Here is a 25373-nt window from a genome sequence, read left to right as displayed (position 1 = left end):
GGCTTTTCGCGAGCCCGGAAGGCGGACATGACCAACAGAGTGCTGCTGAACAATGTCGACCATGGGGACCTGCGGGTCCTCACGGGCCACGGCGCGCGGTTCGGCGACGACATCAACCAGGTTCTGGTGCTGCCGACCGAGTTCGAGGACGTCCAGCGCGAGTACCCGATGTTCTTCCGCAAGGACGCGACCGGCGCCTACCAGACCATCGCCCTGCTGGGACTGGATCGGGACGAGAACCTGTTCCTGGACGACGGGAGCTGGCGGGCCCGTTACGTCCCCGCGGTGCAGCAACGGGGACCGTTCTCGATCGCGCTGCAGGGCGATCGCTCGGCCGACGCCGCTCAGCCCGAACTGATGATCCATGTCGATCTGGACCATCCGCGGATCAGCCGGACGGAAGGGGAGGCGGTGTTCCTGCCGGCCGGCGGCAACGCGCCTTACCTGCAGGGGGTCGTGGGTCTTCTCGGCGCCATCTATGACGGCCTGGAGATGGGCCCGGCGATGTTCGCCGCCTTCGAGGAACTGGCGCTGATCGAGCCGGTCGTGGTGGAGATCAAGCTCGACGACGAGCGGTCCTACGACCTGCCCGACCTCTACACGATCTCCCAGGAACGCCTGGTGGGGCTGGACGCGGCGGATCTCCTGCGGCTCCACCGGTCCGGGCTTCTGCGCGCGGCCCAGTGGGTCGTATCGTCGATGGGCAACCTGCGGACCCTGATCGACCTGAAAACCCGCCGGCTGGCGGAAGTCTGAATTCATGGTCGATATCGCGTGCAGGACCCCGGTGGTCGCGGTCTCGTCGCCGAAGGACATCCCTTTCGACGAGATCCTGCGTGACCAGAGGCCGATGATCTTCAGGGGGCTGGCTCGCGACTGGCCGCTGGTCAGGCTGGGCCTGGAGGGCCCGGAGCCGGCGATGGCCTACCTCGCCGGCTTCGCCAAGGGCCAGCGGGTGGTCGCCTATCGTGGGGCGCCGGAAATCAAGGGACGGTTCTTCTACGACGACACGGTCACCGGGATGAACTTCCAGGCTAGGCGCGAGCCGCTGGACGCCGTCCTGGACAACATCTCGCGACATCTCGCCGACGAGAGCGCCCCCTCCCTCTATGTCGGCTCCACCGACCTGGACACCTATCTGCCGGGTTTTCGCGAGCGGAACGACCTGGGGCTGGATCCCGAAGTGTTCGGCGGCGAGCCGCCGCTGGTCAGCATCTGGATCGGCAATCGCACGACGGCGGCCGCCCACTACGACATGTCCAACAACATCGCCTGCTGCGTGGTCGGACGCCGCCGCTTCACGCTGTTTCCGCCCAACCAGGTCCACAATCTCTATCCCGGCCCGCTGGAGCCGACGCCCGGCGGCCAGGCCGTGAGCATGGTTGATTTCGAGAACCCCGACCACGACCGCTTCCCGGGTTTCCGCGACGCCCTGGCCGCCGCCCAGGTCGCCGAACTGGAGCCCGGCGACGTGCTGGTCTACCCGGCCCTGTGGTGGCACCAGGTCGAGGCCCTGGACGCCTTCAACGTGCTGGTCAATTACTGGTGGAACAGCGCGCCGGGCTTCATGGACACGCCCATGAACACCCTGCTGCATGGCCTGCTCAGCCTGCGCGATCGCCCCGACTTCGAGAAGCAGGGCTGGCGCGAGCTGTTCGACCACTATGTCTTCGGGCCCTCCGACCGCGCTGGCGCCCACCTGCCCGAGGCGGCGCGCGGCGCGCTGGGGCCGATGGACGACCTCAAGGCCCGCCGCCTGCGCGCTCTGCTGCTCAACCGACTGAACCGATGAACGAGGAGAAGGCTCCGATGGCCGAACAGGTCGTGAAGAAGGTGGTGATCGCCGGCGGCGGCTCCGCCGGCTGGATGGCCGCCGCCGCCCTGTCGAAGCAACTGGGGCCGCTGCTGGACATCACCCTGATCGAATCCGACGACATCGGCACGGTCGGGGTAGGGGAGTCGACCGTCCCCACGGCGCGCACCTTCAACGCTCTGCTCAATCTGGACGAACCGGAATTCATGAGCGCCTGCCAGGCGACCTTCAAGCTGGGGATTTCGTTCGAGAACTGGGGCGAGATCGGCGACCGGTACATCCACTCGTTCGGTCAGATCGGGAAATCAACCTGGCTCGGCGATTTCCACCACTTCTGGCTTCAGGCCAAGGCGCAGGGGTTCGGCGGCGACCTTGGAGACTACTGTCTTGAGCTCAAGGCCGCCGAGGATCACCGGTTCTTCACCGACGAGAACGCCTCGTTGAATTACGCCTATCACATCGACGCCACCCTCTACGGCCGGTACCTGCGCGCGAAGAGCGAGGGCAAGGGCGTCCGGCGGGTCGAGGGCAAGATCACCAGCGTCAAGCAGCGGTCCGACGACGGGTTCATCGAGGCGCTGGTGCTGGAGTCGGGCGAGGTGATCGAGGGCGACCTCTTCATCGACTGCACCGGCTTCCGGTCGCTGCTGATGGGGGGCGCTCTGGAGGTCGGTTTCGAGGATTGGACCCACTGGCTGCCCAACAACAGCGCCCTGGCGGTTCAGACGCGCACGGACGCTCCGGCCTATCCCTACACCCGCGCCATCGCCCATCGGGCGGGATGGCTGTGGGGCATTCCGCTGCAGGGCAAGATCGGCAACGGCTTCGTCTATTCCAGCGACCATATGAGCGACGACGAGGCGCAGGCGGGGCTGCGCGACATGATCGAGGGCGAGATGGTGGCCGAGCCCCGGCTCATCCGCTTCCGCGCCGGCCGCCGCCGCAAGGCCTGGCACAAGAACTGCGTCGCCATAGGTCTGGCCGCCGGCTTCATCGAGCCGCTGGAATCCACCTCGATCCACATGATCATGGTCGCGGTGCACCGGCTGCTTCAGCTCTTCCCGTTCGCCGGCTGCAACGAAGCGCTCAGCGACCGCTTCAACCATCTGGCCGACGACGAGATCGAGAAGATCCGCGACTTCGTCGTGCTGCACTACAAGCTGACCGAGCGGACCGACAGCCCGTTCTGGGACCACTGCCGGACCATGGAAATCCCCGACAGCCTGGCCCATCGCATCGCCCTGTTTCGTGACAGCGGCCACGTGTTCCGGGCCCCGGGCGAACTGTTCCAGACCGACTCCTGGCTGCAGGTGATGCTGGGGCAGAGGTTGCGACCAAGCGGCCACCACCACATGGGCCGTCTGATGCCACCCGAGCAGCTGCGCCAGGCGCTGAACGACCTGAAGGGCAACATCGCCCGCGCGGTGGACCGGATGCCGAGCCACCAGGCCTTCGTGGACCGCTACTGCCCGGTCGCCCCGGCCTGAAGGACGGAAGCCAAGGCCCTCACGGCTCGGCGGTCCTGATCGCCGCCGGGCCAGCGGGCATGGGCAGGGTGGCGGTGTGGCGCAGGCGGCGGCCGTCGAAGGCGAAGGCCTCGATCGTCTGGCCGACCACGCACTGGACCAGCAGGCGGCGGGAGTCGCGCGACCAGGCGATCCCCTGACCCCAGGCGCCGACGTCGGCCTGCGTGACCTTGGTCAGCCTTTCGCCGTCGATGCGCCAGATCTGGACCAGGCCCTTGGGATGATAGCCTGGCGCCGCGCGGGCGAGGTTGGAGCCGTTGTTGACGTTGACCGCGACGTAACGGCCGTCGGGCGACATCTTCAGGCCTTCCGGCGTCAGGCCGACGGCCACGGTGTCGACGACGCGGGGGATGGCTGGGGCCAAGTCGATCAGGCTGATCGTATCGACGTCGCGCCCGCCGCCGCCGATGTTTCCCGACACGGCGAAGCGGCGCGGGCCGTCGGTGTCGATCTGATAGGGGCGCAGGCCGGGGGCCAGGGTCACCGACGTGACGGCGACGGTCGCGCCGTCGAGGCTCAGCTGGACGATCTTGTGATCACGGTCGCGCGACACCAGGGCCCGGTGGTCGTCGTCGAAGAAGATCGGCATGGCCGGCGAGGAGTCCGGTTCGCCGACCCGGACCTTGCCGACCGGGGTCAGGACGCCGCCGGCGACGGTGAAGACGCTGACCGTGCCCTCGGCGCGGTTGGCCACCAGGGCCAGGGTCCCGGCTCGGTTGATCGACACCCCCGAGGCCCCGGCCCCGGCGTGCAGGGTGGCGGTCACGCGCCGGGTCTTCAGGTCGATGACGCTGACCACGTCGTCCGGGCTGATGGTGGTGGGATCGCCGGGCGTCAGCCTGCGGGCCGCGGTGACCAGGGCGAAGGACTCGTCGGGCGCCACCGCCACGCTGGACGGTGGCCCGATGACGCTGGTCGGGGCGGCGACGTCGCCGACGCTCCGGGGCGGCGAGGCGGACATGTCGATCAGGGTGACGGAGTCCGGGGCCGGATGGGCTGGGACCACCTGCTCGCCGTCGTCCAGCACCTGCTTGCCGTCATTGGCCGAGACCGCGATCTGGGCCTGGACGGCGCTCGCCAGGCCCAGACTCAGGTTGAGGGCGACAGCGGTGGCGAGAAGGGCGCGAACGAGCATGGCTGATCCTGACCGCGATTGGGGAAACGCGAAAGCGCGCGGACGCCGGGAGGGACGTCCGCGCACCTCTGCTGTCGAGGCGCGGCGGGGACAAACCATCGCGCCATCGCTTCATCTGGCCGTCAGTAGGTGTAGCGGACGCCCAGAATGAACTCGCGGCCCGTGTGGTGATAGAACGAGGACCGGTCGGCGACGGAGTCGTTGAACTGGTCCTGGTTCTCGTCGGTCAGGTTCACGCCCTCCAAGGTGAGCTTGAAGTGGTCGTTGACCGTGTACTGCAGCGAGGCGTCGACATTGAGCGTCGAGGCGGCGCCGTCGGCGTCGGTGCCGGCCTCCGAGCCCGGGATCCGGGTCAGGTAGGCGTCGCGGTAGGCCGCCGAGGCGCGGGCGCTCCACTTGCTGTCCTCGTAATAGACCGTGGCGTTGTACGAGCTGGGCGACAGGCCGGTCAGGTTGGCCGTGGCCACCACCGCGCCGGCGCCGTTCAGGTAGTTGATCGACGATTTGACGTGCGTGTAGTTCAGCAGCACGCCGGTGTGCTTGAGGAAGCCCGGCAGGAAGGTCAACGGCTGCTGGTAGTTGATCTCGTAGCCGGTCAGGTCGCCGCCGGGAGTGTTGCTCGGCACGGTGAACTGCCACTGGGCGCTGGGGCTGCAGCCGTTGGTCGCGCCGCAGGCGGCGATGGCCACGCTGTCGGGCAGGCCGAACGCATTGCCGGTGAAAGCCCCGTTGGTCTGCAGCGTCTGGACGAAGCTGCCGATCTCTTTCTTGAACACCGCCAGCGACAGCAGGCCCGACTGCTGGAAGTACCATTCGAACGACAGGTCGTAGGCCTTGGCCCGGAACGGGTCGAGGTTGGGGTTGCCGGCGGTGACGCTGCGGCCGGCGCCCGAGACGCTGATCGTCGCGCCCGGGGTCAGGCTGCCGAGGTCGGGCCGCGACATCACCTTGGCCGCGCCGAAGCGGATCAGGAAATTGTCGATCGGCTCGTAGACCACGTTCATCGACGGCAGGGTGTCGCTGTATTCACGCTCGGCGGTGATCGCCAGCGGCGCGCCGCTGACATAGGTGTAGCCCTGCGACCGCTGCTTGGTCTTGACGTAGCGCACTCCGAAATTGCCGCGTAGCGGACGCCCCGCGACCTGGGTGTCGAAGTCGGCCTGCACATAGCCGCCGGCGTCCTTCTCGGTGACGCCGCGGTTGTTGCCCAGGGCCGGTTCCTTGCCCAGGTGGAACGCGCCGCCATAGGCTGTCTGGTCATAGAGGCTGAGCACGCCGGCGGCGGTCTGGACGTTGGGGATCAGCACGTCGGCGCCGGCGAAGTTGACGACCTTGCCGTACGACGAGGTCGGGAGGGCCACCAGGGCGGCCGGCACGGTGGGTTCGATATTGGTGCTGGAGCCGTTGGAGCGGCGCAGCTCGGTGGTCGTGAACTTGTACTCCTTGAACGCCGCGCCGCCGCTCAGCTTGAAGATCCCCAGATTGGCCCATTCGCCGTCGATCTGAGCGACGTCATAGGTGTTGACGGCGGTCTGCGGGCGCTGGCGGATCTGGGTCAGCACCCAGCTCGACGGGTTGGTCAGCTGGGCGCTGCCGTAGTCGATCACCGGCAGGTTGCCGTTGCTGTAGTCGTAGGAATAGCCCTGGACGTTGAACTGGTCGAACTGGACTGTCGTCTGCACCGGGTTCTGGTGGTCCGACTTCGAATGGCCCAGCAGGCCTGTGACCTTGATGTCGTCGGTGATCTGGTGGTCGAGGTTCAGGCCCAGCTGGGTGAACTTGGTGTCGAGTTCGTCGAAGCGGTTTTCGACCCGCAGGTCGACGTTGTTGAACTTGCCGGCGATCATCGTGTTGTGGCTGTCGATGGTCGAGGACACCACGTGGGTCTGGGCGATGCCGCAGGAGGTGTTGACGTTGGCCGCGGTGCAGGCCCCGCCGACGCTGAACGACGGCGCCTCGAGGTACTGCTCCTCGCGCGTGCCCTTGAAGTCGGCATAGAGGCCGTCGAAGCTGATCAGGGTCTTGTCGCTCGGCCGCCATTGCAGCGACAGGGTGCCGCCGATGCGCTCCTGGTCGTCGATATAGTTGTCGTAGCGCGGGAAGCGCGGGTGGAAGGCGGCGTTGTTGGCGGCGGCGGCCGGGTTGACCGTGGTCGGCAGGCCCGCGCCGTTGGGCAGGGCGTCGAAGCCGGGGCCGAAGGCGGCGCCAGTCGCCCAGCGGACGGTCGAGGAGCCCTCGTCGTCCAGCTTGCGCTTGGTGTAGGCCACCGACAGCAGGGCGCCGAAGGTGTCGTCCTTCCAGGTGTTGGAGACCATGAAGGCGCCGCGCGGATTGGTCGACTTGGCCAGGTCGTTGTAGCTGCCCTGCAGCGAGCCGACCATCTTGAAGCCGTGATAGTCGAAGGCGCGGGCGGTGCGCAGGTCGACGGTGGCGCCGAGCGAGCCTTCCTCCGTGGCCGCTTCGGCCGTCTTGCGCACGGTGATGGCGCTGAACAGGTCCGAGGCGAAGACGTTGAAGTCGAACGAGCGGCCGCGGTTGATGCCGCCGCCGGCGTCGGAACCGCCGCCGGTGGTCAGGGCTTCCATGCCGTTGATGCGCACGCGGGTGAACTGCGGGCCCAGGCCCCGCACCGAGATTTGCCGGCCTTCGCCGCCGTCGCGCGCCAGGGCGACGCCGGGGATGCGCTGGATGGATTCCGAGAGGTTGAGGTCGGGGAACTTGCCGATGTCCTCGGCCAGGATGGAGTCGACGGCCGCGGACTCCTGGCGCTTGACGTTTAGGGCCTTGGCCAGGCTGGAGCGGAAGCCGGTGACCACCACTTCCGACACGGCGTCATTGTTCGGCGTGGCTTGCGCCGGCGGCGCCGCGTCTTGCCGCGCCAGGGCCGGCGTGGCGGCCAGGCCCAGGCAGACGGCGGCCAAGGACGCGCTCGCCAGCCATGTGCGGCGTTGAACAGTATGCATACCCATTTCCCTCCCGACGGGACATTTTCTGACCGATGCTCGGTCTTGTTCTCGGGAGGGGCCGGGCGCCGACCGGTGTTCGGATCGGCGGCGGGACCTCATCCCGCCGGGAGACTAGGAGCCGGCGGCGGCGCGCCGCCAATGCCGTTCTCGAACCTGTTGATGCCGGTCCGGCATCACGCGGCGCGGGCGATCAACCCTTCGTAGCGGCGCAGGATCCGCTCCAGGGTGGAGCGCTTGACGGGCTTGCCGTCGCGCAGCTTGGTCCAGGTGGTTTCGCTGATCGCGTAGCAGTCGAACAGGTGCTCGCGGGTGACGGCGGGCAACCGGGCGCGCAGGCGCAGGAAGAGGTCGCGGGGAACGGTGAGGGTTTCGGCCATGGCGAGGTAACGCCCCCGGAGCGCGTCCGCTCCGGGGTCTCCGGTTTTTGGTCAGGGGGCGGTGACGATGTTGTTGAGCTGGGTGATCTCCGGCGCGCCGGTCGGGGTGACGATCCGCACGCGATAGCCGGTCTTCCAGCCGGCCTTCGACGCCAAGCTCACCTGGGCGGTCTTGGGCTTCAGGTCGAGCGGCGCGGGCAGGGCGGGCGTCGTGGCGCGGGCCAGTTCGTGACCGGCGGCGTCTTCCAGCACCACAATGCTGGCCGGGGCCGGCCTGGAGCCCAGGCTGTGGACGGTCACCGTCAGGCCCGAGCGCGTCGCCTTGACGTCGTCACGACCGACGCCCAGGTCGGCGCGCCCGGCTGCCGGGGCGGCGGGGGTTTCCAGCGCGAAGTCCCAGGTGGTGGTCTTGCCGGGCGCGAAGGTCACGTCGACGCCGGTGGTGCGCTCGAAGGCCAGGCGGGTCCCCGGATCGGCGGCGCCCTCGACGGCGCGGACCATCTTCCACTGGCCGGCGACGACGTCCCAGCCGGTCATCACCGCGTGGATCGGCCGGCCGGTCAGGTTGTAACCGGTGACCCTGAACCCCTTTGGGCCGCCCGTGACCAGGATGCCGACGTCCTCGGCCCCGGTCGGCGTGTCGAAGCGCCAGCTGACCAGGTGACCGGGGAACATCTGGTTCCGTCGCAGGGCCATGCCGCCCAGGCGCGAGCGCTGCAGGATGTCGCTGAACAGCTCCACCCGGTCCGACCACCAGTGGGCGTCGGTCATCATCCACATCCGCTGCTCGGCGGTGGTGATCTCGTCGCCATAGACCTTCTCCAGGAAGCGGGTGTCGCCGCTGGTCCGCCAGGCCTCGTAGAGGGTGAAGGGATCGTTGTCGCCGGCCTTGGCCCGGCGCTCGAACTCCGCGCCCCAGGTCGCGCGCTGGCCCAGCATGTCGACGACGTCGCTGTTCAGCTCGTCCATGCCGCGCAGCTTGCCGTGCGCCATCTCGCCCTTCAGCGGCAGCAGGTACTTCTCGTCGCCGGTCCAGCGCCAGGCGGCCCAGAACAGCTGGATGGCCGAGATGTTGCCGCGCGCCTTGCCGGCCAGTTCGCCGCGCGACTGGCCGGTGGCGGCGTTGATGTCCTCCGGATAGCGCCAGGTCCCGTCCGGATCCTGCTTGCCGTGGGCCATGTGGCCGTCGGCCAGGTCGACGATCAGCTTGCGCAGGGTCGGGTCGCCGTTGAAGTCGGCCAGCATGATCCCGGGATGCAGGATCAGGTAGGAATAGGGGTGCGACCAGCCCCACGGGCCGTCCCGCGACACGTCGGTCGCCGAGAAGAACCGGCTGAGCACGTGGACGTGGCCGTCCTCGCCCTTGCCCATGACGGTCGGATAGGCTCGGGCCGTCTCCATCAGCCGCTCGACGACCTTGGGGTCGCCGTAGCTGGTGTACATCGCCTCGGCCTTGAGGTTGATCCCCTCCTCGTAGGAGTGGAGCTCGTCGGTCTTGATCTTCGACAGGCCCAGGGGAAGCATGTCGTTCTTGTAGGCGGCGTCGGCCAGGGCGTTGAGCGAGGCGGTGGTCTTGTCGGGAATGTCGCCCATCAAGGCCAGGGGCGGCCACTGCTGGGTCAGGTCGTTGTCGTCGGAAATGCCGCCGCCGAAGTCGCCGTAGGGGACCTGGCGGTTGTCGATCCACCATTCGATGAAGTGGCGGACCCGCTTGAGGTCCTCGACCTGCAGGAAGGCCCATTTCGGAACCCCGGCCGGGGCCACGGGCAGGGTGACGGGAACGCCCGGCTGTTCGGGATTGAGCTCGGCCCACATCTCGCGGCCGTGCCGGTTCTGCGGATCGACCCGCAGCAGGTCCGACAACTCCAGGTCCAGCCGCGCGTAACGGGCCAGGCGCTTGGAGACGTCGTGCTCCTCGACCAGGAAGGCCAGGTTGTCGCGTGCCTGGACCAGGCGGTCGGCGATGTGCTCGGGCCTGGCGTCCTGGGCGGGCTTGAACTTCAGCCGCACGGCCATGCCGTCCAGCTGTCTGGCGTCGAAGTCGCCGCCGGCCCCGGCGATGGTCAGGTAGAGGCTCCTGTCCGGCGGCAGCAGGCGGTCGCGGGTGTCGAGGAACACCGTGCGGGCCTCGCCCGGCTTGACCGAGACGTTGACGTCGATCAGGTCGCGGCCCGGCCACAGCGGGTCCTTGACCTTGATGTTCAGCGGGAACAGCCCGCCGTGCGTGGCCTTGACGTTCAGGGCCGGGATGTCGATCGCCACGCCGTCGAGGCCGGCGTCCATGCCCTGCCAGCCGTACTGGAACTTGCCCACCGGCCCGCCGGCCCGGCCCAGGCGGAAGTCGGCGGGGATCAGCACGTGGACGATCGGCAGCTTGGGGCCGGCGGCCTCGACCCGGGCCTTGACCGGGGCCGAGGCGGGCAGGGCGGCGACCATGTTCCGCTCGCCGGCCGCGAACCGGCCTTTGACGAAGGTGGTCAGGTCGTCCAGCGTCGGATAGGCGGCGGGATCGGCGCCCGGCCGCACGACATAGCTCAGCGTGAACTCGTCGGGCTCGGCGCCAGCCGTGACGTCGTAGGCGGCCAGTTCCTGGATCGGGGTTTCCTGGACGAGGTTGTCGAACCGCAGCTTGCCGCCCTTCAGGGGCGCGAACTGGTTGATGGTGCGCAACTGGCCCTGGGCCCGCCTGGCCAGCGGGGTCTCCTTGCCGGCGGCGTCGATCGCGGTCAGCGCGCCATAGGCCGCGCCCTGGAACTCCAGCCGGTTCCACGGCTCGTCGGGCAGGGTGAAGGTGATGGCCTTGCCGCCCTCGACATAGACGTTCCAGTCGGGCAGCTCGAAATAGTCGTAGCGGCCGGGCAGCTTGGAGCGGTTGTAGACGCCGGGCCAGGTGGTCTCGGCGATGCCGTCCGAGCCCAGGTCCATCCGTTCCTTCAGGTCGTACTGGTCGGTGAACTCGACCTTGCGCACCCGGGTCGCGGCATCGGCCAGGTAGGGCGGCGGATCGGCCGGGTGGTCCCAGCCGTAGCGGTGGAGCCAGGCCTTGGCGTCGGCGGTGGTCGGCGGCGCGGCGGCCGGTTCCTTGCCGGCCGCCAGTCCCGCGATGTCGGCGTCGCCCAGCGCGTGGTCGTAGACGCGGATGTCGTCGACGTCGCCGCCGCGGACGAACTGGTAGGCGCTCTGCACCTGGTGGGGCGAGATCACCCGGCTGTGCGGACCGAACTGGTCCAGGCCCGCGTCGAGGGCGGCGACCTGGGCCTTGGCGGCCACCGGTTTGCCGTCGACATAGAGGGCGATCCCCTTGGTCTCGTCCCAGGTGAAGGTCACAAGGATCCATTGGTCGGGCCGGGGCGCCGGGGCGTCGACGCTCACGCGGACGCGCGCGAGATTGTTGTCGGTGACGAAGGCGTCGAAGCCCTTGCCGTTCCAGTCGACGCGCAGCCAGGCCATGTCCCAGCTGGTGTGGTCGGCGTAGCCGACGCGGAACAGCGGGAAGGGCGTCGGGCCGACCGGGTCGCGGGCCCGCCAGTAGAAACTGAGCGTGCCGCGCTGGGCGTAGATGTTGCCCGGGGCCATCCAACTGAGCACTTCGTCGCCCGAGGCCTCGATATAGGGGCCGTGGGCGGGGTCAGTCTGGATCTTGACCTTGTCGGCGAAGTTGGGCGCGGCCTGGCCGGCGGCGAGGTCGGCGGTCAGCCCCTTGTCGCCGGTCAGGTGGAAGAGCAGGCCGCCGTCGTCCTGTTGTTCTGGGGCGGCGTGGCCCAGGCCCGGTGCGGCGATCAGCGCGGCCGACAGCAGCAGCGCGGCCTTGAGGGTCTGTCTGGTTAAGCGGGCCATGGCGCCCTCCCTGAATTCGCTCGTATCGAGTCTGTTATGGAAACCGGTGTCATTCAAAGTGATGTCGAGATCAAGTCGCGTCGGCTTGAGGGCGGCGCGCGAGGGTTTCGCGGGCCTTGTCCATGTCCAGCGCCCCGTCCCACTTGGCGATGGCCACGGTGGCGACGCTGTTGCCGATCAGGTTGGTGACGGCGCGGGCCTCGTTGAGGAAGCGGTCGACGCCCAGCAGCAGGACCAGGCCACTGACCGGCACGGCGTGCAGGGTCGACAGGGTCGCCGCCAGGGTCACGAAGCCCGCGCCCGCCACGCCCGCCGACCCCTTGGAGGTCAGCAGCAGCACCGCCAGGATCACCAGCTGGTCGACGAGGCCCAGATGGGTGTTGGTCGCCTGGGCGACGAACACCGTCGCCAGGGTCAGGTAGATGCAGGTGCCGTCGGCGTTGAACGTGTAGCCGGTCGGCAGCACCAGCCCGACCACCGGCTTGGCGCAGCCCAGATCCTCCAGTTTCTGCATCAACCGGGGCAGCACGGCCTCGGTCGAGCAGGTGCCCAGCACCACGAAGATCTCCTCGCGGATGAAGCCCAGGAACGCGAAGAACGGCAGGCCGGTCGAACGCATCACCCCGCCCAGCACCACCAGCACGAAGAACAGCGAGGTGACGTAGAGGGCGATCAGCAGGTGGGCCAGCGACCACAGGGTGTCGATCCCGTACTTGCCGATGGTGAAGGCGATGCCGGCCCCGGCGCCCAGCGGGGCCAGGCGCATGACCATGCCCACCACCTTGAAGATCGCCTCCAGAAACAGGTCGATCATCTCGACCAGCGGCTTGGCGCGCGGACCCATCTGGCCGACCCCGACCCCGATCAGCACCGACAGCAGGATGACCTGCAGCATCGCCCCCTTGGCGAAGGCGTCGACCAGGGTGGTGGGAATGATGTCGAGCAGGAAGGGCACGACGCCCTGTTCCTTGGCCGCCGCCGTGAAGCCGGCCAAGGCCTGGCCGTCCAGGTTCGACGCGTCGATGTTCATGCCGGCGCCGGGCTTGAGGACGTTGACCACCACCAGCCCGACGACCAGGGCGATGGTCGACAGCACCTCGAAATAGACCAGCGCCTTGACGCCGATCCGACCGACCGCCTTGAGATCGCCCATCTTGGCGATGCCGACCACCACGGTGCCGAAGATGATCGGCGCCAGCAGCATCTTGATCAGCTTGATGAAGCCGTCGGCCAGCGGTTTCAGCGCGGTTCCGACCTGGGGGAACCACAGGCCCACCAGCGCCCCGATGACGATGGCGAACAGCACCTGGACGTAGATCTGGGACAGCAGTCGCTTGAGCGTCGAAATGGTCGTTACCCCCTAATGCGCCCGGCTTTGATCGCCGGGTCGTCGTGTGGTTCAGGCCGCGTGGCTGGCGGCGGTGACGTCCTCGGTAAGGGTGCGCATCAGGGCGATGAGCTCCGACTTGGCCTCGAAGCCGACGCCGGGCGCGTCGGGCAGGCCGACATGGCCGTTCTCGACCGCGATGCCGTCGGCGAAACCGCCAAATGGCTTGAAGACGTCGGGATAGGACTCGTTGCCGCCCAGGTGCAGGCCGGCGGCGATGTTGAGCGACATCTGATGCCCCCCGTGCGGCACGATCCGGCGCGACGACCAGCCGTTCTGCTCCAGGACCTCCAGCGTGCGCAGGTATTCGACAAGGCCATATGACAGGGCGCAGTCGAACTGCAGGAAGTCGCGGTCGGGCCGCATGCCGCCGTGGCGCAGCAGGTTGCGGGCGTCCTGGTGCGAGAACAGGTTCTCGCCGGTGGCCATCGGCAGGTCGTAGTGGCGGGAAAGCTCGGCCTGCAGGCGATAGTCCAACGGATCGCCGGCTTCCTCGTACCAGAACAGGTTGTAGGGCTTGAGCGCCTGCGCGTAGGCGAGGGCGGTCTCCAGGTCGAAGCGGCCGTTGGCGTCGACCGCCAGGTTCTGGCCGTCGCCGACGATCTCGAGCACAGACTCGATGCGACGCAGGTCGACGTCCAGCGGCGCGCCGCCGATCTTCATCTTGACCACCTGGTAGCCGCGGTCGCGATAGCCGCGCATCTCGGCCTGCAATTGGGCGTCGTCCTTGCCCGGATAGTAGTAGCCGCCGGCCGCGTAGACCCAGACCTTGTCGTCGGCGACGCCACCACGATAGCGGTCGGCCAGCAGACGATAGAGCGGCTTTTCGGCGATCTTGGCCACCGCGTCCCAGACCGCCATGTCCAGGGTGCCGACCGCCACCGAGCGCTCGCCGTGGCCGCCGGGCTTCTCGTTGGCCATCAGGGCCTTCCAGATGGCGAAGGGGTCGAGATTGCCGGTTTCCGGGTCGATCAGGCTGTCGGGCGCCGCCTCGGCCAGGCGCGGCAGGAAGCGGTCGCGCATCAGAGCGCCTTGGCCGTAGCGGCCGTTGGAATTGAAGCCGTAGCCGATCACCGGCTTGCCATCGCGCACCACATCGGTGATGACGGCGACGACCGAGCAAGTCATCTTCGAGAAGTCGATATAGGCATTGGCGATCGGCGAGGCGATTGAGACGGTCTTCTCGCGGATGTCGAGGATACGCACGGTGTTCTCCAGTTGGCGACTGGACCCTAGGCAAGCGTCAAATCGCGAGCCAATGCCGTTCCCGGCGATCGCTATGCGCAACAGGCATCATCCATGGAATTGATCTGGCTCGAGGATTTCGTCGCCCTGGCCGAGACCGGAAACTTCTCGCGGGCGGCCGAAAACCGCCACGTGACCCAGCCCGCCTTCAGCCGGCGGGTGCGGGCGCTGGAAGACTGGGTGGGCGCGCCGCTGTTCGACCGCGCCACGCCGGGCGTCACCCTGACGGCGGCCGGCCAGCAGTTCCGCACCGGCGCCGACGAACTGATCCGCCGCATCAACCAGCTGCGACGCGAGAGCCGCGAGGCCGGCGGGATGGAGGCCGCCACCCTGCGGTTCGCCGCCACCCACGCCCTGTCCTTCACCTTCTTCCCGCAATGGATGCGCGAGCTGGAATCGCGGGCCACGCTGGGCCCGATCCGGCTGATCTCCGACAGCATGCAGGCCTGCGAGGACCTGATGCTGCACGGCGAGGCGCAGTTCCTGCTGTGCCATCACCACGCCGCCGCGCCCAGCCGGTTCGGGGCGCAGTTCCGCTCGCAGGTGGTCGGCCAGGACGCCTTGGCGCCGTTCGTCGCGCCGGGTCCGGACGGCGGGCCGCGCTGGAGCCTGTCGGACGGGGCGGACGAGATCCCCTACCTGGCCTATAGCGACGAGTCGGGGCTGGGGCGGATCATCGAGGCCCAGCGCTTCACCGATCGCGCTCAGGGCTTGAAGGTCGTGTTCTCCGCGCGGCTGGCCGCCAGCCTGATGACCATGGCGCGCGACGGCCGGGGCGTGGCCTGGCTGCCGGTCAGCCTGGCCGAGAACGAGGTGGCGCAGGGGCGGCTGGTGCGCGCGGCGGGCGGCGACTGGGAAGCCCCCGTCGATATCCGCGTCTTCCGTCCCACCGCCCGCCAGAGCCTGGCGGCCGAGGCGTTCTGGAGCGAACTGGCGGTTCGCTGAAAAAAGAAGGGCGCCGACCGGGGCGAACCCGGGGTCGGCGCCCCTTGATGTTTGGGGGAGAAAGTTCGCGAGCCGCCCGGGTAGGAAGGACGAGGCCGCGCGACAGTTTAGGCTTGACGCGACGGCCGGGGCCAATGCCGATCCGGTTGGGACCCATGCCCGTTTGGCATGGACGCCGCGCTTTCGACCCGCGGCGCTAGCGCGCCACGGTCGCGCCGACCTCCAGCCTGTACGGCGTCCCGTCCGCCACCGTGATCACCGCCTTCGACGTCGAGACCGCCGCGTTGCGGACCAGCAGGCCGCGCTTGGCCTCGATGCGGACGTTGCGCAGGGTCAGGCCGGCGATCGGCCGTTCGGGCAGGCCCACGACGATGCCGGCCCGGTCGGCGCCGGTGGCTGTCAGGCCGTCGACGACGATGCCCGCCATGTCCGGCGTCCTGTCGGCGACGATCGGCTGGGCGGGATCGGTCGGGCCGGGCCAGATCTGGTTGCCCAGCAGGAAGCCGCCCGGCTGCAACAGCGCCGTCGCCGCCTTCAGGTCCAGCGGCCGGTACTCGTAGTAGCTGGTGAACACCAGCGGGGTCTCGACGTCCTTCATGCGGTTGTTCTTGAACACCACGTCGCGGATCTTGCCGCCCTTGCCGCGCATGGTCTTGATGCGCAGGCCGTACATCGAGCCGTCGAAGCTGTTGTTCTCGACCCGCACGCGGGCGACACCGCCGCTGGCGCCGCTGCCGATGCAGATGCCCCGTCCGGCCAGGATGGTGTTGCCCGCGATCAGGATATCGGACGACACGGCGTCGGGATGGCGGGGGTCGGGGCCGTTGGACTTGATGGCCACGATGTCGTCGCCGACGCTGATGACGTTGTTGGTGATCACCACGTAGCGGCTGTCGATCGGGTCGATGGCGTCGGTGTTGGGGGCGTGGGCCGGGGCGGTGATGCGCACGCGGTCGATGGTCACGTGGTCGGCGTCGTTGAGCACCAGGTGGAATGACGGCGAGTTCTCGATCCGCACGCCCTCGAACCGGACGTTGGTGCTGTGCGACACCAGGATCAGGCGGGGACGGTCGTCCTTTTGCTGCTGGCGGGCCTGGCCGTCAGTGGCGAAGTTGGGATTGGCGCGCCAGATCGCCCGGATCCGCTCCCACCACACCGCGCCCTGGCCGTCGATCAGGCCCTCGCCGACCACGGCGACGTTGTCGGCGTCCTTGACGTTGATCAGCCCGGCCCGTTCCCCCTGCGGGAACAGGGCAGGGTCGGTGGCGGCCAACACCTCGGCGCCTTTCTGGACCTCCAGGCGGATGTTGGACTTCAGCCAGATGGGGCCGATCAGATATTCGCCGCGGGTCACCCGCACCGTGCCGCCGCCGGCCTTGGCGCAGGCGTCGATGGCGGCCTGGAAGCTCTCGGTGTCGAACCAGATCCGCGTGCCGCCGGCCCCGTGGTCGCGCACGTCGCAGACCCGTTCGGGGAAGCGGTTGACCGACTGGGCCTGGGCGCTCGCCGCGCCGCCCGCCAGCATCGCGCCCGCCAGCAGGGCGAGCAGGCGGCGGGTGTTCGAGATCTTCATCGGTGCATTTCCCCCAAGGCCATTGCCGCGCCGACCGCGCGCCGCTGGCGGCCAGTCTAGGGGAGCGGTCCGGCGGAGGCCCATGCCGATGCCGGCGCCGGCCATGCCGAACGCGCATGGCGACGTTCCATCCAGGGTCGCCAGAGCCGGCGGGACCGGTTCATTGTTCGCGGAAGGCCCGGAACAGGCGCTGCTGCAGCGGCTCGATCATGTATTGCAGGGCGGTCCGCTTGCGCAACGGCACCACCACCTCGACCGGCAGGCCGGCCTTCAGCATCGGCGCCTCGCGACCGGGCTGCTTGAGCGCGGCCAGCTCCTCGGGCGGCACGGCGACCTCGGCGCGGAAATAGTGGGCGCCGGTCTTCTCGTCGGTGAAGCCGTCGGCCGACAGCTTGGTCACCGTGCCCTCCAGCAGCGGCAGGTGGCGGTCGTGGAAGGCGGTCAGGCGCACGTCGGTGGTCTGGCCGACATGGATGTCGTCGGCGTCGTTTGACGACACCCGCGCCTCGATGACCAGCGGCGCGCGCTTGGGCACGATCTCCATCAGGGTGTCGCCCGGCTGGGCCAGGCCGCCGACCGTGAACACCTTCAGGCCCACCACCTGGCCGGAGGCCGGGGCGCGGACCATGCCGCGCGACAGCTGATCGCGGGCGGCCGACAGCTTGGGCTTGAGCTCGTTGAGCTCGACCTCGGACTGCCGAAGGTCGACGATCACCTCGTCCATCTGCTGGCGATCGACCTGCAGGGCCTGCATCCGGGTCTCGCCGATGCCCTCGCGGGCGCTGGCCGCCTGGGCGCGGAAGGCCCCGTCGGCGCCGGTCAGGTCGGCGGCGGCGCGCTCCAGCGCCCGCACCCGGGTCAGGGGCGCATAGCCCAGGGCGGCCAGCTTCTTCATGCCCACAAGCTCTTCGCCGATCAGCCGCTGCTGTTCGCGATTGGCGGCCAGCTGGCGGTTGTAGCCGTTGATCTGTTCGCTCAGCTGGCTGGCGCGTTCGCCGAGCACGCCGTGCTGCGAGGCCCGCGCGCCGCGCCGGGCAGCCAGCTGGCGGCGCTCCAGTCCCATGGCCTCGTCGGCCAGGATCTGGTCCTCGGGCGGCAGGCCGATGAAGGCGAGGGGCGCCGGCGGTTCGTCCAGGCCGTCGCGCTCGGCGATCAGGCGGGCCCGCCGCGCCTCGACGGCGAAGGTCCGCGAGGCCAGGGCTCGTTCCAGGGCGCGGACGTCCTGGACGTTGATCTCGACCAGCACCTGGCCCTGGCGGACCACGTCGCCCTCCTGCACGCGCAGGGCCGAGATGACGCCGCCCTCGCGGTGCTGCACGGCCTGGCGGCTGCCCGACACCACGACCACGCCCGGGGCGTAGGCGCCGGCGTCCAGCGGCGCGAGCGCCGCCCAGCCGAGGAAGCCGACGAAGAACGCGCCCGCCACGCACAGGCCGACGCGCAGTTCCCAACGGGTGCCGTCCGTCGGACCGTCGTCCGCGAAGCTGTCGATGTTGATGATCCCGCCCGGGGTCGAGTGAATGAGCGAACCGGTCATGGTGCTACCTCGTAACCCGCAGGTCGGGCGCGGCGTTGGCCGCGCGTGGCAGGCTGGCGACCCGCGCCTCCAGCGCCTGCAGGACGTCGCGGCGCGGACCGTAGAGGTCGACCGCCCCGTCGCGCAGCACCAGCAGCTTGTCGGCGACGCCCAGGATGTTGAGGCGGTGGGCGATGACCACCAGGGCCGCGCCGCGCGCCTTTTGGGCGGCGATGGCGTGCTCCAGCGCCGTCTCGCCCTCGGAATCGAGGTTCGAATTGGGCTCGTCGAGAACGAAGATGCGCGGATCGCCGTACAGGGCGCGAGCCAGGGCCAGGCGCTGGGCCTGGCCGGCGGAAAGCCCGCCGCCGCCGGCTGCGAGCGGCGTGTCATAGGCTTCCGGCAGGCGCAGGATCATCTCGTGCGCCCCGGCGGCGGTGGCGGCGGCCACGGTGCGCTCGTCGATCTCCCGCGGGTCGCTCTCGAGGATGCTGGCGAAGCGGGCGATGTTCTCCTTCACCGTCCCCGCGAACAGGCCGCAGTTCTGGGGAAGGTAGCCGATATAGGAGGCCAGGCGCTCCTGCTGCCAGTCGGCGAGGTCGGCGCCGTCGATGCGCACGCAGCCGTGGTCGGGCGCCAGGGCGCCGACCAGCACGCGGGCCAGGGTGGTCTTGCCGGCCCCGCTGGGGCCGACGACGCCGATGATCTCGCCCGGGTTCAGGTCGAAGGAGACGCCGCGCAGGATCATGCCGGTCCCGTCCGGGGTCCGCACACTGGCCTGCTCGGCCCGGAGGCGGCCTTCGGGGGCGGGCAGGCGGGTCCGGGGCGTCATGACCGGCGCTTGCTGGAACAGGTCGACCAGGGTGCGGAAGCCGTCGCGGGCCTGGATGACGCCCTTCCAGGCGCCGACGATCTGCTCGATCGGCTGCAGGCTGCGGCTGAGCAGGATCGAGGCGGCGATCACGCCCCCGGCCGAGATCTCGTGACGGACGGCCAGCCAGGCGCCGGTGCCCAGGGCCAGGGATTGCAGGGTCAGCCGCAGGAAGCGGATCAGGCCCGAATAGACCCCGCCGGTGAACTGGGCGTCGGCTTGAAGGCCGACGGCGGTGCGGCGTTCGAGGAGTTGGCGCACGATCAGCGGCTCGCGCATGCCCAGGGCCCGCACCAGTCCGCCATGGGTGGCGATGGCCTCCTGGGCCGCATAGGCCTGGGCGGAGGCTTCGTGCAGCGCCTCCAGTTTGCTGCGGGTGGCGCGCTCGTTGAGCACGGCCAGGATCAGCAGGGCCAGGGCGCCGAGCACCGAGATCACGCCCAGCAGCGGGTGCAGGACGAAGCACAGGAACAGGTAGATCGGCGTCCAGGGCGCGTCCAGCATGGCCAGGGCGGCCGGACCGGCGATGATGTTGCGGAAGGCGTCGAACTCCCGCATCGCCTGGCGCAGCCGCGGGTTGGCGGCCGAGCCCAACCCACCGGTCAGCCGGGTCAGGACCTCGGCGGCCAGCTGGCGGTCGAGCCGCAGGCCGAGCCGGACGAGAATCCGCTGACGCAGGCTGTCCAGCATGGCCAGGGTGGCCAGGGCGAAGACGACCGCTACGGTGAGGAAGACAAGAGTCAGGATCCCGCCCGTGGGCAGGACCCTGTCGTAGATCTGCAACATGTACAGCGTCGGCGCCAGGTACAGGATGTTGACCAGGGCGCTGAAGCCGGCGGCGATCAAGAGATGCCGCCGGCAAGTCCGCAGCGCGGTGGCGAGCGGCTCCGGGATCCGTTGCCGGGCCCGGTCCGTCCGCCCGCCTTCCGCGCTACGCCCGGTCATGCCAGCACGTCTTCGTGATGGTAGCGGGTCAGGGCGTCCACGAAGACATGGTCGTCGGCGTCGCAGGCATAGGCCACGCCATTGACCGTGCCGAAGTTGTTGTACTCGTCGAGCGCGGTGTGAAGGCCCGCGCCGGAGCCCTGCCAGGCCGCGCTGCTTTGCTTGATGGCCGCGCCGCCGAAGTCCAGCACTCCGTCATGGTTGGAGTCTGCGTACTGCTGCAGCCAGTCGATCGCCAGGTCCATCTTGTGGGCCGGACTGTTGAGGTCGAGGGGGCTGCCGTCGTCGTTGCCGGCCTCGAAGTTCAGCCAGGCGGCGACCGCGTCGCGTCCGAGAACCCAACGGGCGTCCTGCTGCGTCTTCTGGGAGGCGTTGATGATCTTCAGCGCCAGATCCAGCGAGATCTTCAGGGTGTCTTCGCCGGCGTCGGTGATCCCGTCGCCGTCGTCATCACCCAGCAGGATGTAGCGTTCCTCCTTGTTGCTCGTGCCTGGGTCGGGTCCGTCGTTGATGCCGTTGTTGTAGGCCAGCAGTTCGCCGTCGGCGAATTCCGGTCCCGACTTGGTTTCATTGCCGACCGTGCCGTCCCAGAAGGTCAGGCCGTTGGGCGAGGACCAGAAGCCGGGGGTCCGCACGCCGACGCAGTCGATCAGGCCGAAATAGTAGGCCAGGTCGTGGTCGCTCACCGGGCCGCCGGAATAGGTCCCGGTGGCGGTGGCGTCGTTGACATGCTGGCCGACGGTCCAGGAGGCGTCGTAGTAGAACGTGTTGGTCTCTCCGACATCGAGCGTGCCCAGCGACATCGCCGTGCCCGGATCCGCGCCGTTCAGGTCGAACACCGAGTCGGTGACCGTGGCGTCGGTCAGGGTCACGTTGCCGGTGTTGGTCACCACGAACTTGAACTGGATGTCCGCGCTCGAGATGGCGACCGGTCCCTGCGGGTTGTCGGCGTCGTCCCAGGTCTGGCCTCCATCGATCGACACGTACTTCTCGATGTCGATGCTGGCGCGTTGCGCGACCGGCACGTTGGCGTCGTCGGTGTCAGGTCCGGTCTCGTTGGAGTCGGCCGTGGCCGTGTTCTGCAACAGGCCGTCGCCGCCGCCGTTGGAGTCGAGCTCGGCCTGGGTGACGGTATGGGCCGCCGTGTAACCCCAGGTTTCGCCGACTTCCAGCAGGGCGTCGTTGTCGCCCAAGACGTCGGCGCCGCGGACGATCGATCCGACGTCCGCGAACGGGTCGGTCACCGTCACCCCGGTCAGGGTGGTGTTGCCGGTGTTGGCGACGCTGATCGTGTAGCTGATCAGTTCGCCCGCCGCGTCGGCCGTGCCGCCAGGGACAGAGGCGTCCTTGGTGATGTTCAGGGCCGGGCTGCGATCGACCGGGACGGAGGCGTCATCCGTGTCCGGTCCGGTCTCGTTGGAGTCGGCCGTGGCGGTGTTCTCCAGCGCGCCGTCGCCGCCGCCGTTGGAGTCGATCTCGGCCTGGGTGACGGTGTGGGCCGCCGTGTAGCCCCAGGTTTCGCCGACTTCCAGCAGGGCGTCGTTGTCGCCCGACACGTCAGCGCCGCGCACGATCGAGCCGACGTCCGCGAACGGGTCGGTGACCGTCACCCCGGTCAGGGTGGTGTTGCCGGTATTGGCGACGCTGATCGTGTAGCTGATCAGTTCACCCGCTGCGTTGGCCGTGCCGCCAGGGACGCTGGCGTCCTTGGTGATGTTGAGGCTGGGCCTTTGCTCGACCGGGACCGTGGCGTCGTCGGTGTCCGGCTCGACCTGGTCGGAGGAGGCCGTCGCGACGTTCTCCAGTTGGCCGTCGCCGCCGCCATTGGAGTCGATCTCGGCCTGGGTGACGGTATGGGTCGCCGTGTAACCCCAGGTCTCGCCGACTTCCAGCAGGGCGTCGTTGTCGCCCGAGACGTCAGCCCCGCGCACGATCGATCCGACATCCGCGAACGGGTCGCTCACCACCACGCCGGTCAGCGTCGTGTTGCCGGTGTTCTGGACGCTGATCGTGTAGCTGATCAGCTCGCCGGCCGTGTCGGCCGTGCCGCCAGGGACGCTGGCGTCCTTGGTGATGTTCAGGCCCGGAATCTGATCGACGGGCACGTTGGCGTCGTCGGTGTCAGGTCCGGTCTCGTTGGAGTCGGCCGTGGCCGTGTTCTCCAGGATGCCGTCGCCGCCGCCGTTGGAGTCGAGTTCGGCCTGGGTGACGGTATGGGCCGCCGTATAGCCCCAGGTTTCGCCGACTTCGAGCAGGGCGTCGTTGTCGCCGGAGACGTCAGCGCCGCGCACGATCGAGCCGACATCCGCGAACGGGTCGGTGACGGTCACGCCGGTCAGGGTGGTGTTGCCGGTATTGGCGACGGTGATCGTGTAGCTGATCAGCTCGCCGGCCGTGTCGGCCGTACCGCCCGGGACGCTGGCGTCCTTGGTGATGTTCAGGGCCGGATTGCGGGACACCGGAACCGAGGCGTCGTCGTCGTCATCGCTGGTCTGGTCGGAGTCCGCCGTGGCGGTGTTCTCCAGGGCGCCGTCGCCGCCGCCGTTGGAGTCGATCTCGGCCTGGGTGACGGTGTGAGCCGCCGTATAGCCCCAGGTTTCGCCGACTTCGAGCAGGGCGTCGTTATCGCCCACCACGTCAGCGCCGCGCACGATCGAGCCGACATCCGCGAACGGGTCGGTGACGGTCACGCCGGTCAGGGTGGTGTTGCCGGTGTTGGCGACCGTGATCGTATAGCTGATCAGTTCACCCGCCGCGTCGGCCGTGCCGCCCGGGACGCTGGCGTCCTTGGTGATGTTCAGGCTGGGCCTTTGTTCGACGGGCACGCTGGCGTCGTCGGTATCCGGTCCGGTCTGGGTGGAGTCGGCCGTGGCGGTGTTCTCCAGCGCGCCGTCGCCGCCGCCATTGGAGTCGATCTCGGCCTGGGTGACGGTGTGAGCCGCCGTATAGCCCCAGGTTTCGCCGACTTCGAGCAGGGCGTCGTTGTCGCCCGAGACGTCAGCCCCGCGCACGATGGAGCCGACATCCGCGAACGGGTCGGTGACCGTCACGCCGCTCAGCGTCATGTTGCCGGTGTTGGCGACGCTGATCGTGTAGTTGATCAGCTCGCCGGCCGTGTCGGCCGTGCCGCCGGGGACGCTGCCGTCCTTGGTGATGTTCAGGGCCGGGTTCTGCTCGACGGGGATCGAAGCCGGGTCGGTGTCGGGACCGGTCTGGTCACTGTCGGCCGTGGCGGTGTTATCGATGGTGCCGCCGGCGTCGATCTCGGCCTGGGTGACGGTGTGGGTCGCCGTGTAGTGCCAGGTCTCGGTGGTGTCGAGGACGCTGTCGTGATCGATGTCACCGCTGTTGAAGCCGCCGGACAGGACCGGAGCCAGGTTCGACACGAACGGGTCGGTCACCACCACGCCGGTCAGGGCGACGTTGCCGGTGTTGGCGACGCTGATCGTGTAGCTGATCACTTCGCCCGCCGCATTGGCCGTGCCGCCGGGGACGCTGGCGTCCTTGGTGATGTTCAGGGCCGGGTTGGGCAGGAAGTTGCCGATCTCGACGCTGTAGTTCCCGGCGCTGGAGACGTCGACCGTCTCGAAGTCGCCCGTCGTCTGGACCCAGCCGGCTTGCAGGACCTCGTCGATTTGGACGGATTCGAGCGACGTCCCAACGCCCGCGAACTGGAAGGCGCCGTTGGCGTCGGTGACCGTCGAGCGTTCGTCGGCGTCGAGCACGCCGTCCTTGTCCGTGTCGATGAAGATGGTCCAGCCCGCCAGGCCGGCCTCACCGGCGTCCTTGACGCCGTCGCCGTCGGTGTCGTTGAACTTGACGCCGTTGATGGTCGACACCTTCTCGGTGTTGAACTCCTCGAAGCCGTCGTTCGCGGCGTAGTCCGTGCCGGGCGAACCGAAGTCGGCGTACAGGGTGATGAAGTCGGTGGCGAAATCGGCCCCCGCGAAGGACGATACCGGCACGAAGAAGACGTAGTCGTCATTGCCGCTGCCGGAGGAGTGCGCGTCGAGCAGCAGACGGGTATCGCCGCCGCTGTCCAGGTCGAAGACCTTGGTGAAGTCGGAATCCAGCTCGTTGGTGGCGGCGATGTAGTCCGCGCCCGTCGCGGCGGCCGACGAGTAATAGAGCTTCAGGCTGGTCAGGGAGATATTCGTGTCGGCGTTGGTCTGGTTCAGGTCCAGGCGGAATTCGAAATATTCCACGCCGTCGATGATTTTGACCGGAATGTCGTTGAACGTCAGGCTGCTGGTCTTGCTTTGGTCGGTGTCGAGGACACCGCTCGCATCGGTGTTGAAGCCTTCTTCGTCGCCGTCATTGTCGTTGATCCCTAGGAACGGGTCGTAGAGACCGGTGCCCGAGCCTATCGGGTCACCATAGGTGATAATGACGCCGTCGATCGTCGTCGTACTGCCGGGCGAAGTGAGGTCGATGTCGGCCATGACTGGCTCCTGAACATTCCGCGCGCGTGCAGTCCGCTCGTCCGCGCGATCCAAAGGGTGGCTTCTGTCACGACGTCGACGCCGGAGTGTGCTGGGGAGAACTCCGACGTCGACGCCGGAGGCGCGCGCGGCCTCGTGAACGCGGGGAGACAGAGAGGGGGCAGCCTCCCTTGTCCACGACCGTTTGCCGCCCACTCGGTCCGCGTTTGCCAACGCGAAGCGAAACAGTGGTTAGCGATCGTCCCAGTTCCGGGCTGTGTCAATAGTATTGACAGCTAGGTAAAAGTAATCACTAGGAACCAAATACGGCAGTTGTATGGATGCTTCAGATTGGAATGTTTCGACGCACAACTATTTCTATCGGATGTTTCGAAAAATCTTCTAATACGTTATTGTTATTCAATCCTGAGGCGTTGGCGTGATCTTGGTGCGCGGTTCGTGCGCCAAGGCCTTGCGCGGGCGTAGGTCGTTCCGACTGGCGTTGGGGCTGGGGCTTACGGCGAACGCATCGGCGGCGCGGAGGCGGGCGTTGCCTCGGGCGCTGATCGCCGGGGTCATGGCGCTAGAGCCCACCCCATTCCGTTTCCCCGGCGAAGGCCGGGGCCCAGATCATAGGGCGGAGAGTTTCGAGTCATCGTCCGGCACGACGGCTGAACCTAGCCCCGGCCGGAGTTTATCCTGAGGCGCGCGCTCCGCGCGACCTGAGGGCCGGGCCTGTCGAGCTTGGTCACGATGCTTTGAAGCGCCGCCGTGCTTCCGTTGTTCGACATCATTTGACCCGTATGGCTGTGGATA

14 protein-coding genes are annotated in these 25373 nt (G+C 68.5%); 4 read left to right on the top strand and 10 right to left on the bottom strand.

Annotation, left to right across the window (positions count from 1 at the left end; genetic code table 11):
- Window positions 1-27: 27 nt before the first annotated feature.
- From ASD79_RS15680 to ASD79_RS15670, 3 genes are read left to right on the top strand one after another with little or no spacing between them, the layout of a single operon-like run.
- Window positions 28-756 carry a SapC family protein gene (locus ASD79_RS15680; RefSeq protein ID WP_056723267.1) on the top strand — a complete coding sequence of 243 codons (729 nt, stop codon included), beginning with the start codon at window positions 28-30 and terminating at the stop codon, window positions 754-756.
- A 4-nt stretch (window positions 757-760) separates the two neighbouring features.
- On the top strand, window positions 761-1792 hold the full coding sequence (locus ASD79_RS15675; RefSeq protein ID WP_056723265.1) for a cupin-like domain-containing protein: 1032 nt from the start codon (window positions 761-763) through the stop codon (window positions 1790-1792).
- 17 nt (window positions 1793-1809) lie between these two features.
- On the top strand, window positions 1810-3300 hold the full coding sequence (locus tag ASD79_RS15670; RefSeq protein WP_056724047.1) for a tryptophan halogenase family protein: 1491 nt from the start codon (window positions 1810-1812) through the stop codon (window positions 3298-3300).
- A 19-nt stretch (window positions 3301-3319) separates the two neighbouring features.
- Here the strand turns inward: ASD79_RS15670 and ASD79_RS15665 are convergent, their stop codons facing one another.
- From ASD79_RS15665 to ASD79_RS15640, 6 genes are all read right to left on the bottom strand, one after another.
- Window positions 3320-4474: a YncE family protein gene (locus ASD79_RS15665; RefSeq protein ID WP_056723263.1), complete on the bottom strand. Its 1155-nt coding sequence runs from the start codon at window positions 4472-4474 to the stop codon at window positions 3320-3322.
- Window positions 4475-4596: 122 nt separating this feature from the next.
- Window positions 4597-7437 (bottom strand): TonB-dependent receptor, encoded by a 2841-nt coding sequence (locus ASD79_RS15660; RefSeq protein WP_156400542.1) that lies wholly within the window; start codon window positions 7435-7437, stop codon window positions 4597-4599.
- A gap of 176 nt (window positions 7438-7613) precedes the next feature.
- A complete protein-coding gene (locus ASD79_RS15655) occupies window positions 7614-7817 on the bottom strand; it encodes a hypothetical protein (RefSeq protein WP_056723259.1) in 204 nt (67 codons plus the stop codon).
- A gap of 51 nt (window positions 7818-7868) precedes the next feature.
- A complete protein-coding gene (locus ASD79_RS15650) occupies window positions 7869-11654 on the bottom strand; it encodes a LamG-like jellyroll fold domain-containing protein (protein WP_082584982.1) in 3786 nt (1261 codons plus the stop codon).
- Window positions 11655-11724: 70 nt separating this feature from the next.
- Entirely contained in the window at window positions 11725-12981 is a 1257-nt protein-coding gene (gene dctA / locus ASD79_RS15645; protein ID WP_082584981.1) for a C4-dicarboxylate transporter DctA, read from the bottom strand.
- A gap of 72 nt (window positions 12982-13053) precedes the next feature.
- Entirely contained in the window at window positions 13054-14247 is a 1194-nt protein-coding gene (locus ASD79_RS15640) for a mandelate racemase/muconate lactonizing enzyme family protein (RefSeq protein WP_056723256.1), read from the bottom strand.
- A gap of 93 nt (window positions 14248-14340) precedes the next feature.
- On the opposite strand from ASD79_RS15640, the gene ASD79_RS15635 reads away from it, so the two are divergent.
- Complete coding sequence (locus tag ASD79_RS15635; RefSeq protein WP_056723255.1) at window positions 14341-15231, top strand: LysR family transcriptional regulator; 891 nt, start codon at window positions 14341-14343, stop codon at window positions 15229-15231.
- 196 nt (window positions 15232-15427) lie between these two features.
- On the opposite strand, the gene ASD79_RS15630 is transcribed toward ASD79_RS15635, so the two are convergent.
- The 4 genes from ASD79_RS15630 to ASD79_RS15615 all read right to left on the bottom strand — a co-directional run bounded on the left by ASD79_RS15630 (window position 15428) and on the right by ASD79_RS15615 (window position 24578).
- Window positions 15428-16804 (bottom strand): glycoside hydrolase family 28 protein, encoded by a 1377-nt coding sequence (locus tag ASD79_RS15630; RefSeq protein ID WP_056723254.1) that lies wholly within the window; start codon window positions 16802-16804, stop codon window positions 15428-15430.
- Window positions 16805-16964: 160 nt separating this feature from the next.
- Window positions 16965-18341, bottom strand: a complete 1377-nt coding sequence (locus ASD79_RS15625; RefSeq protein WP_082584980.1) for an HlyD family type I secretion periplasmic adaptor subunit — start codon at window positions 18339-18341, stop codon at window positions 16965-16967.
- A 4-nt stretch (window positions 18342-18345) separates the two neighbouring features.
- A complete protein-coding gene (locus ASD79_RS15620; protein ID WP_056723252.1) occupies window positions 18346-20136 on the bottom strand; it encodes a type I secretion system permease/ATPase in 1791 nt (596 codons plus the stop codon).
- Complete coding sequence (locus ASD79_RS15615; RefSeq protein ID WP_056723250.1) at window positions 20133-24578, bottom strand: DUF11 domain-containing protein; 4446 nt, start codon at window positions 24576-24578, stop codon at window positions 20133-20135. Before ASD79_RS15615 ends, ASD79_RS15620 begins: the two co-directional genes overlap by 4 nt.
- Between the last annotated feature and the right edge of the window lie 795 nt (window positions 24579-25373).

Source organism: Caulobacter sp. Root655 (genome assembly GCF_001427665.1).
GTDB lineage: Bacteria > Pseudomonadota > Alphaproteobacteria > Caulobacterales > Caulobacteraceae > Caulobacter.
Note: the sequence above shows the minus strand (reverse complement) of the source record. Positions and strands in the feature narration are given on the sequence as shown.

Coding starts and splice junctions, on each gene's coding strand:
- ASD79_RS15680 (WP_056723267.1), top strand. CDS start 28: ATGACCAACAGAGTGCTGCTGAACAATGTCGACCATGGGGACCTGCGG.
- ASD79_RS15675 (WP_056723265.1), top strand. CDS start 761: ATGGTCGATATCGCGTGCAGGACCCCGGTGGTCGCGGTCTCGTCGCCG.
- ASD79_RS15670 (WP_056724047.1), top strand. CDS start 1,810: ATGGCCGAACAGGTCGTGAAGAAGGTGGTGATCGCCGGCGGCGGCTCC.
- ASD79_RS15665 (WP_056723263.1), bottom strand. CDS start 4,474: ATGCTCGTTCGCGCCCTTCTCGCCACCGCTGTCGCCCTCAACCTGAGT.
- ASD79_RS15660 (WP_156400542.1), bottom strand. CDS start 7,437: ATGCATACTGTTCAACGCCGCACATGGCTGGCGAGCGCGTCCTTGGCC.
- ASD79_RS15655 (WP_056723259.1), bottom strand. CDS start 7,817: ATGGCCGAAACCCTCACCGTTCCCCGCGACCTCTTCCTGCGCCTGCGC.
- ASD79_RS15650 (WP_082584982.1), bottom strand. CDS start 11,654: ATGGCCCGCTTAACCAGACAGACCCTCAAGGCCGCGCTGCTGCTGTCG.
- ASD79_RS15635 (WP_056723255.1), top strand. CDS start 14,341: ATGGAATTGATCTGGCTCGAGGATTTCGTCGCCCTGGCCGAGACCGGA.
- ASD79_RS15630 (WP_056723254.1), bottom strand. CDS start 16,804: ATGAAGATCTCGAACACCCGCCGCCTGCTCGCCCTGCTGGCGGGCGCG.
- ASD79_RS15625 (WP_082584980.1), bottom strand. CDS start 18,341: ATGACCGGTTCGCTCATTCACTCGACCCCGGGCGGGATCATCAACATC.
- ASD79_RS15620 (WP_056723252.1), bottom strand. CDS start 20,136: ATGACCGGGCGTAGCGCGGAAGGCGGGCGGACGGACCGGGCCCGGCAA.
- ASD79_RS15615 (WP_056723250.1), bottom strand. CDS start 24,578: ATGGCCGACATCGACCTCACTTCGCCCGGCAGTACGACGACGATCGAC.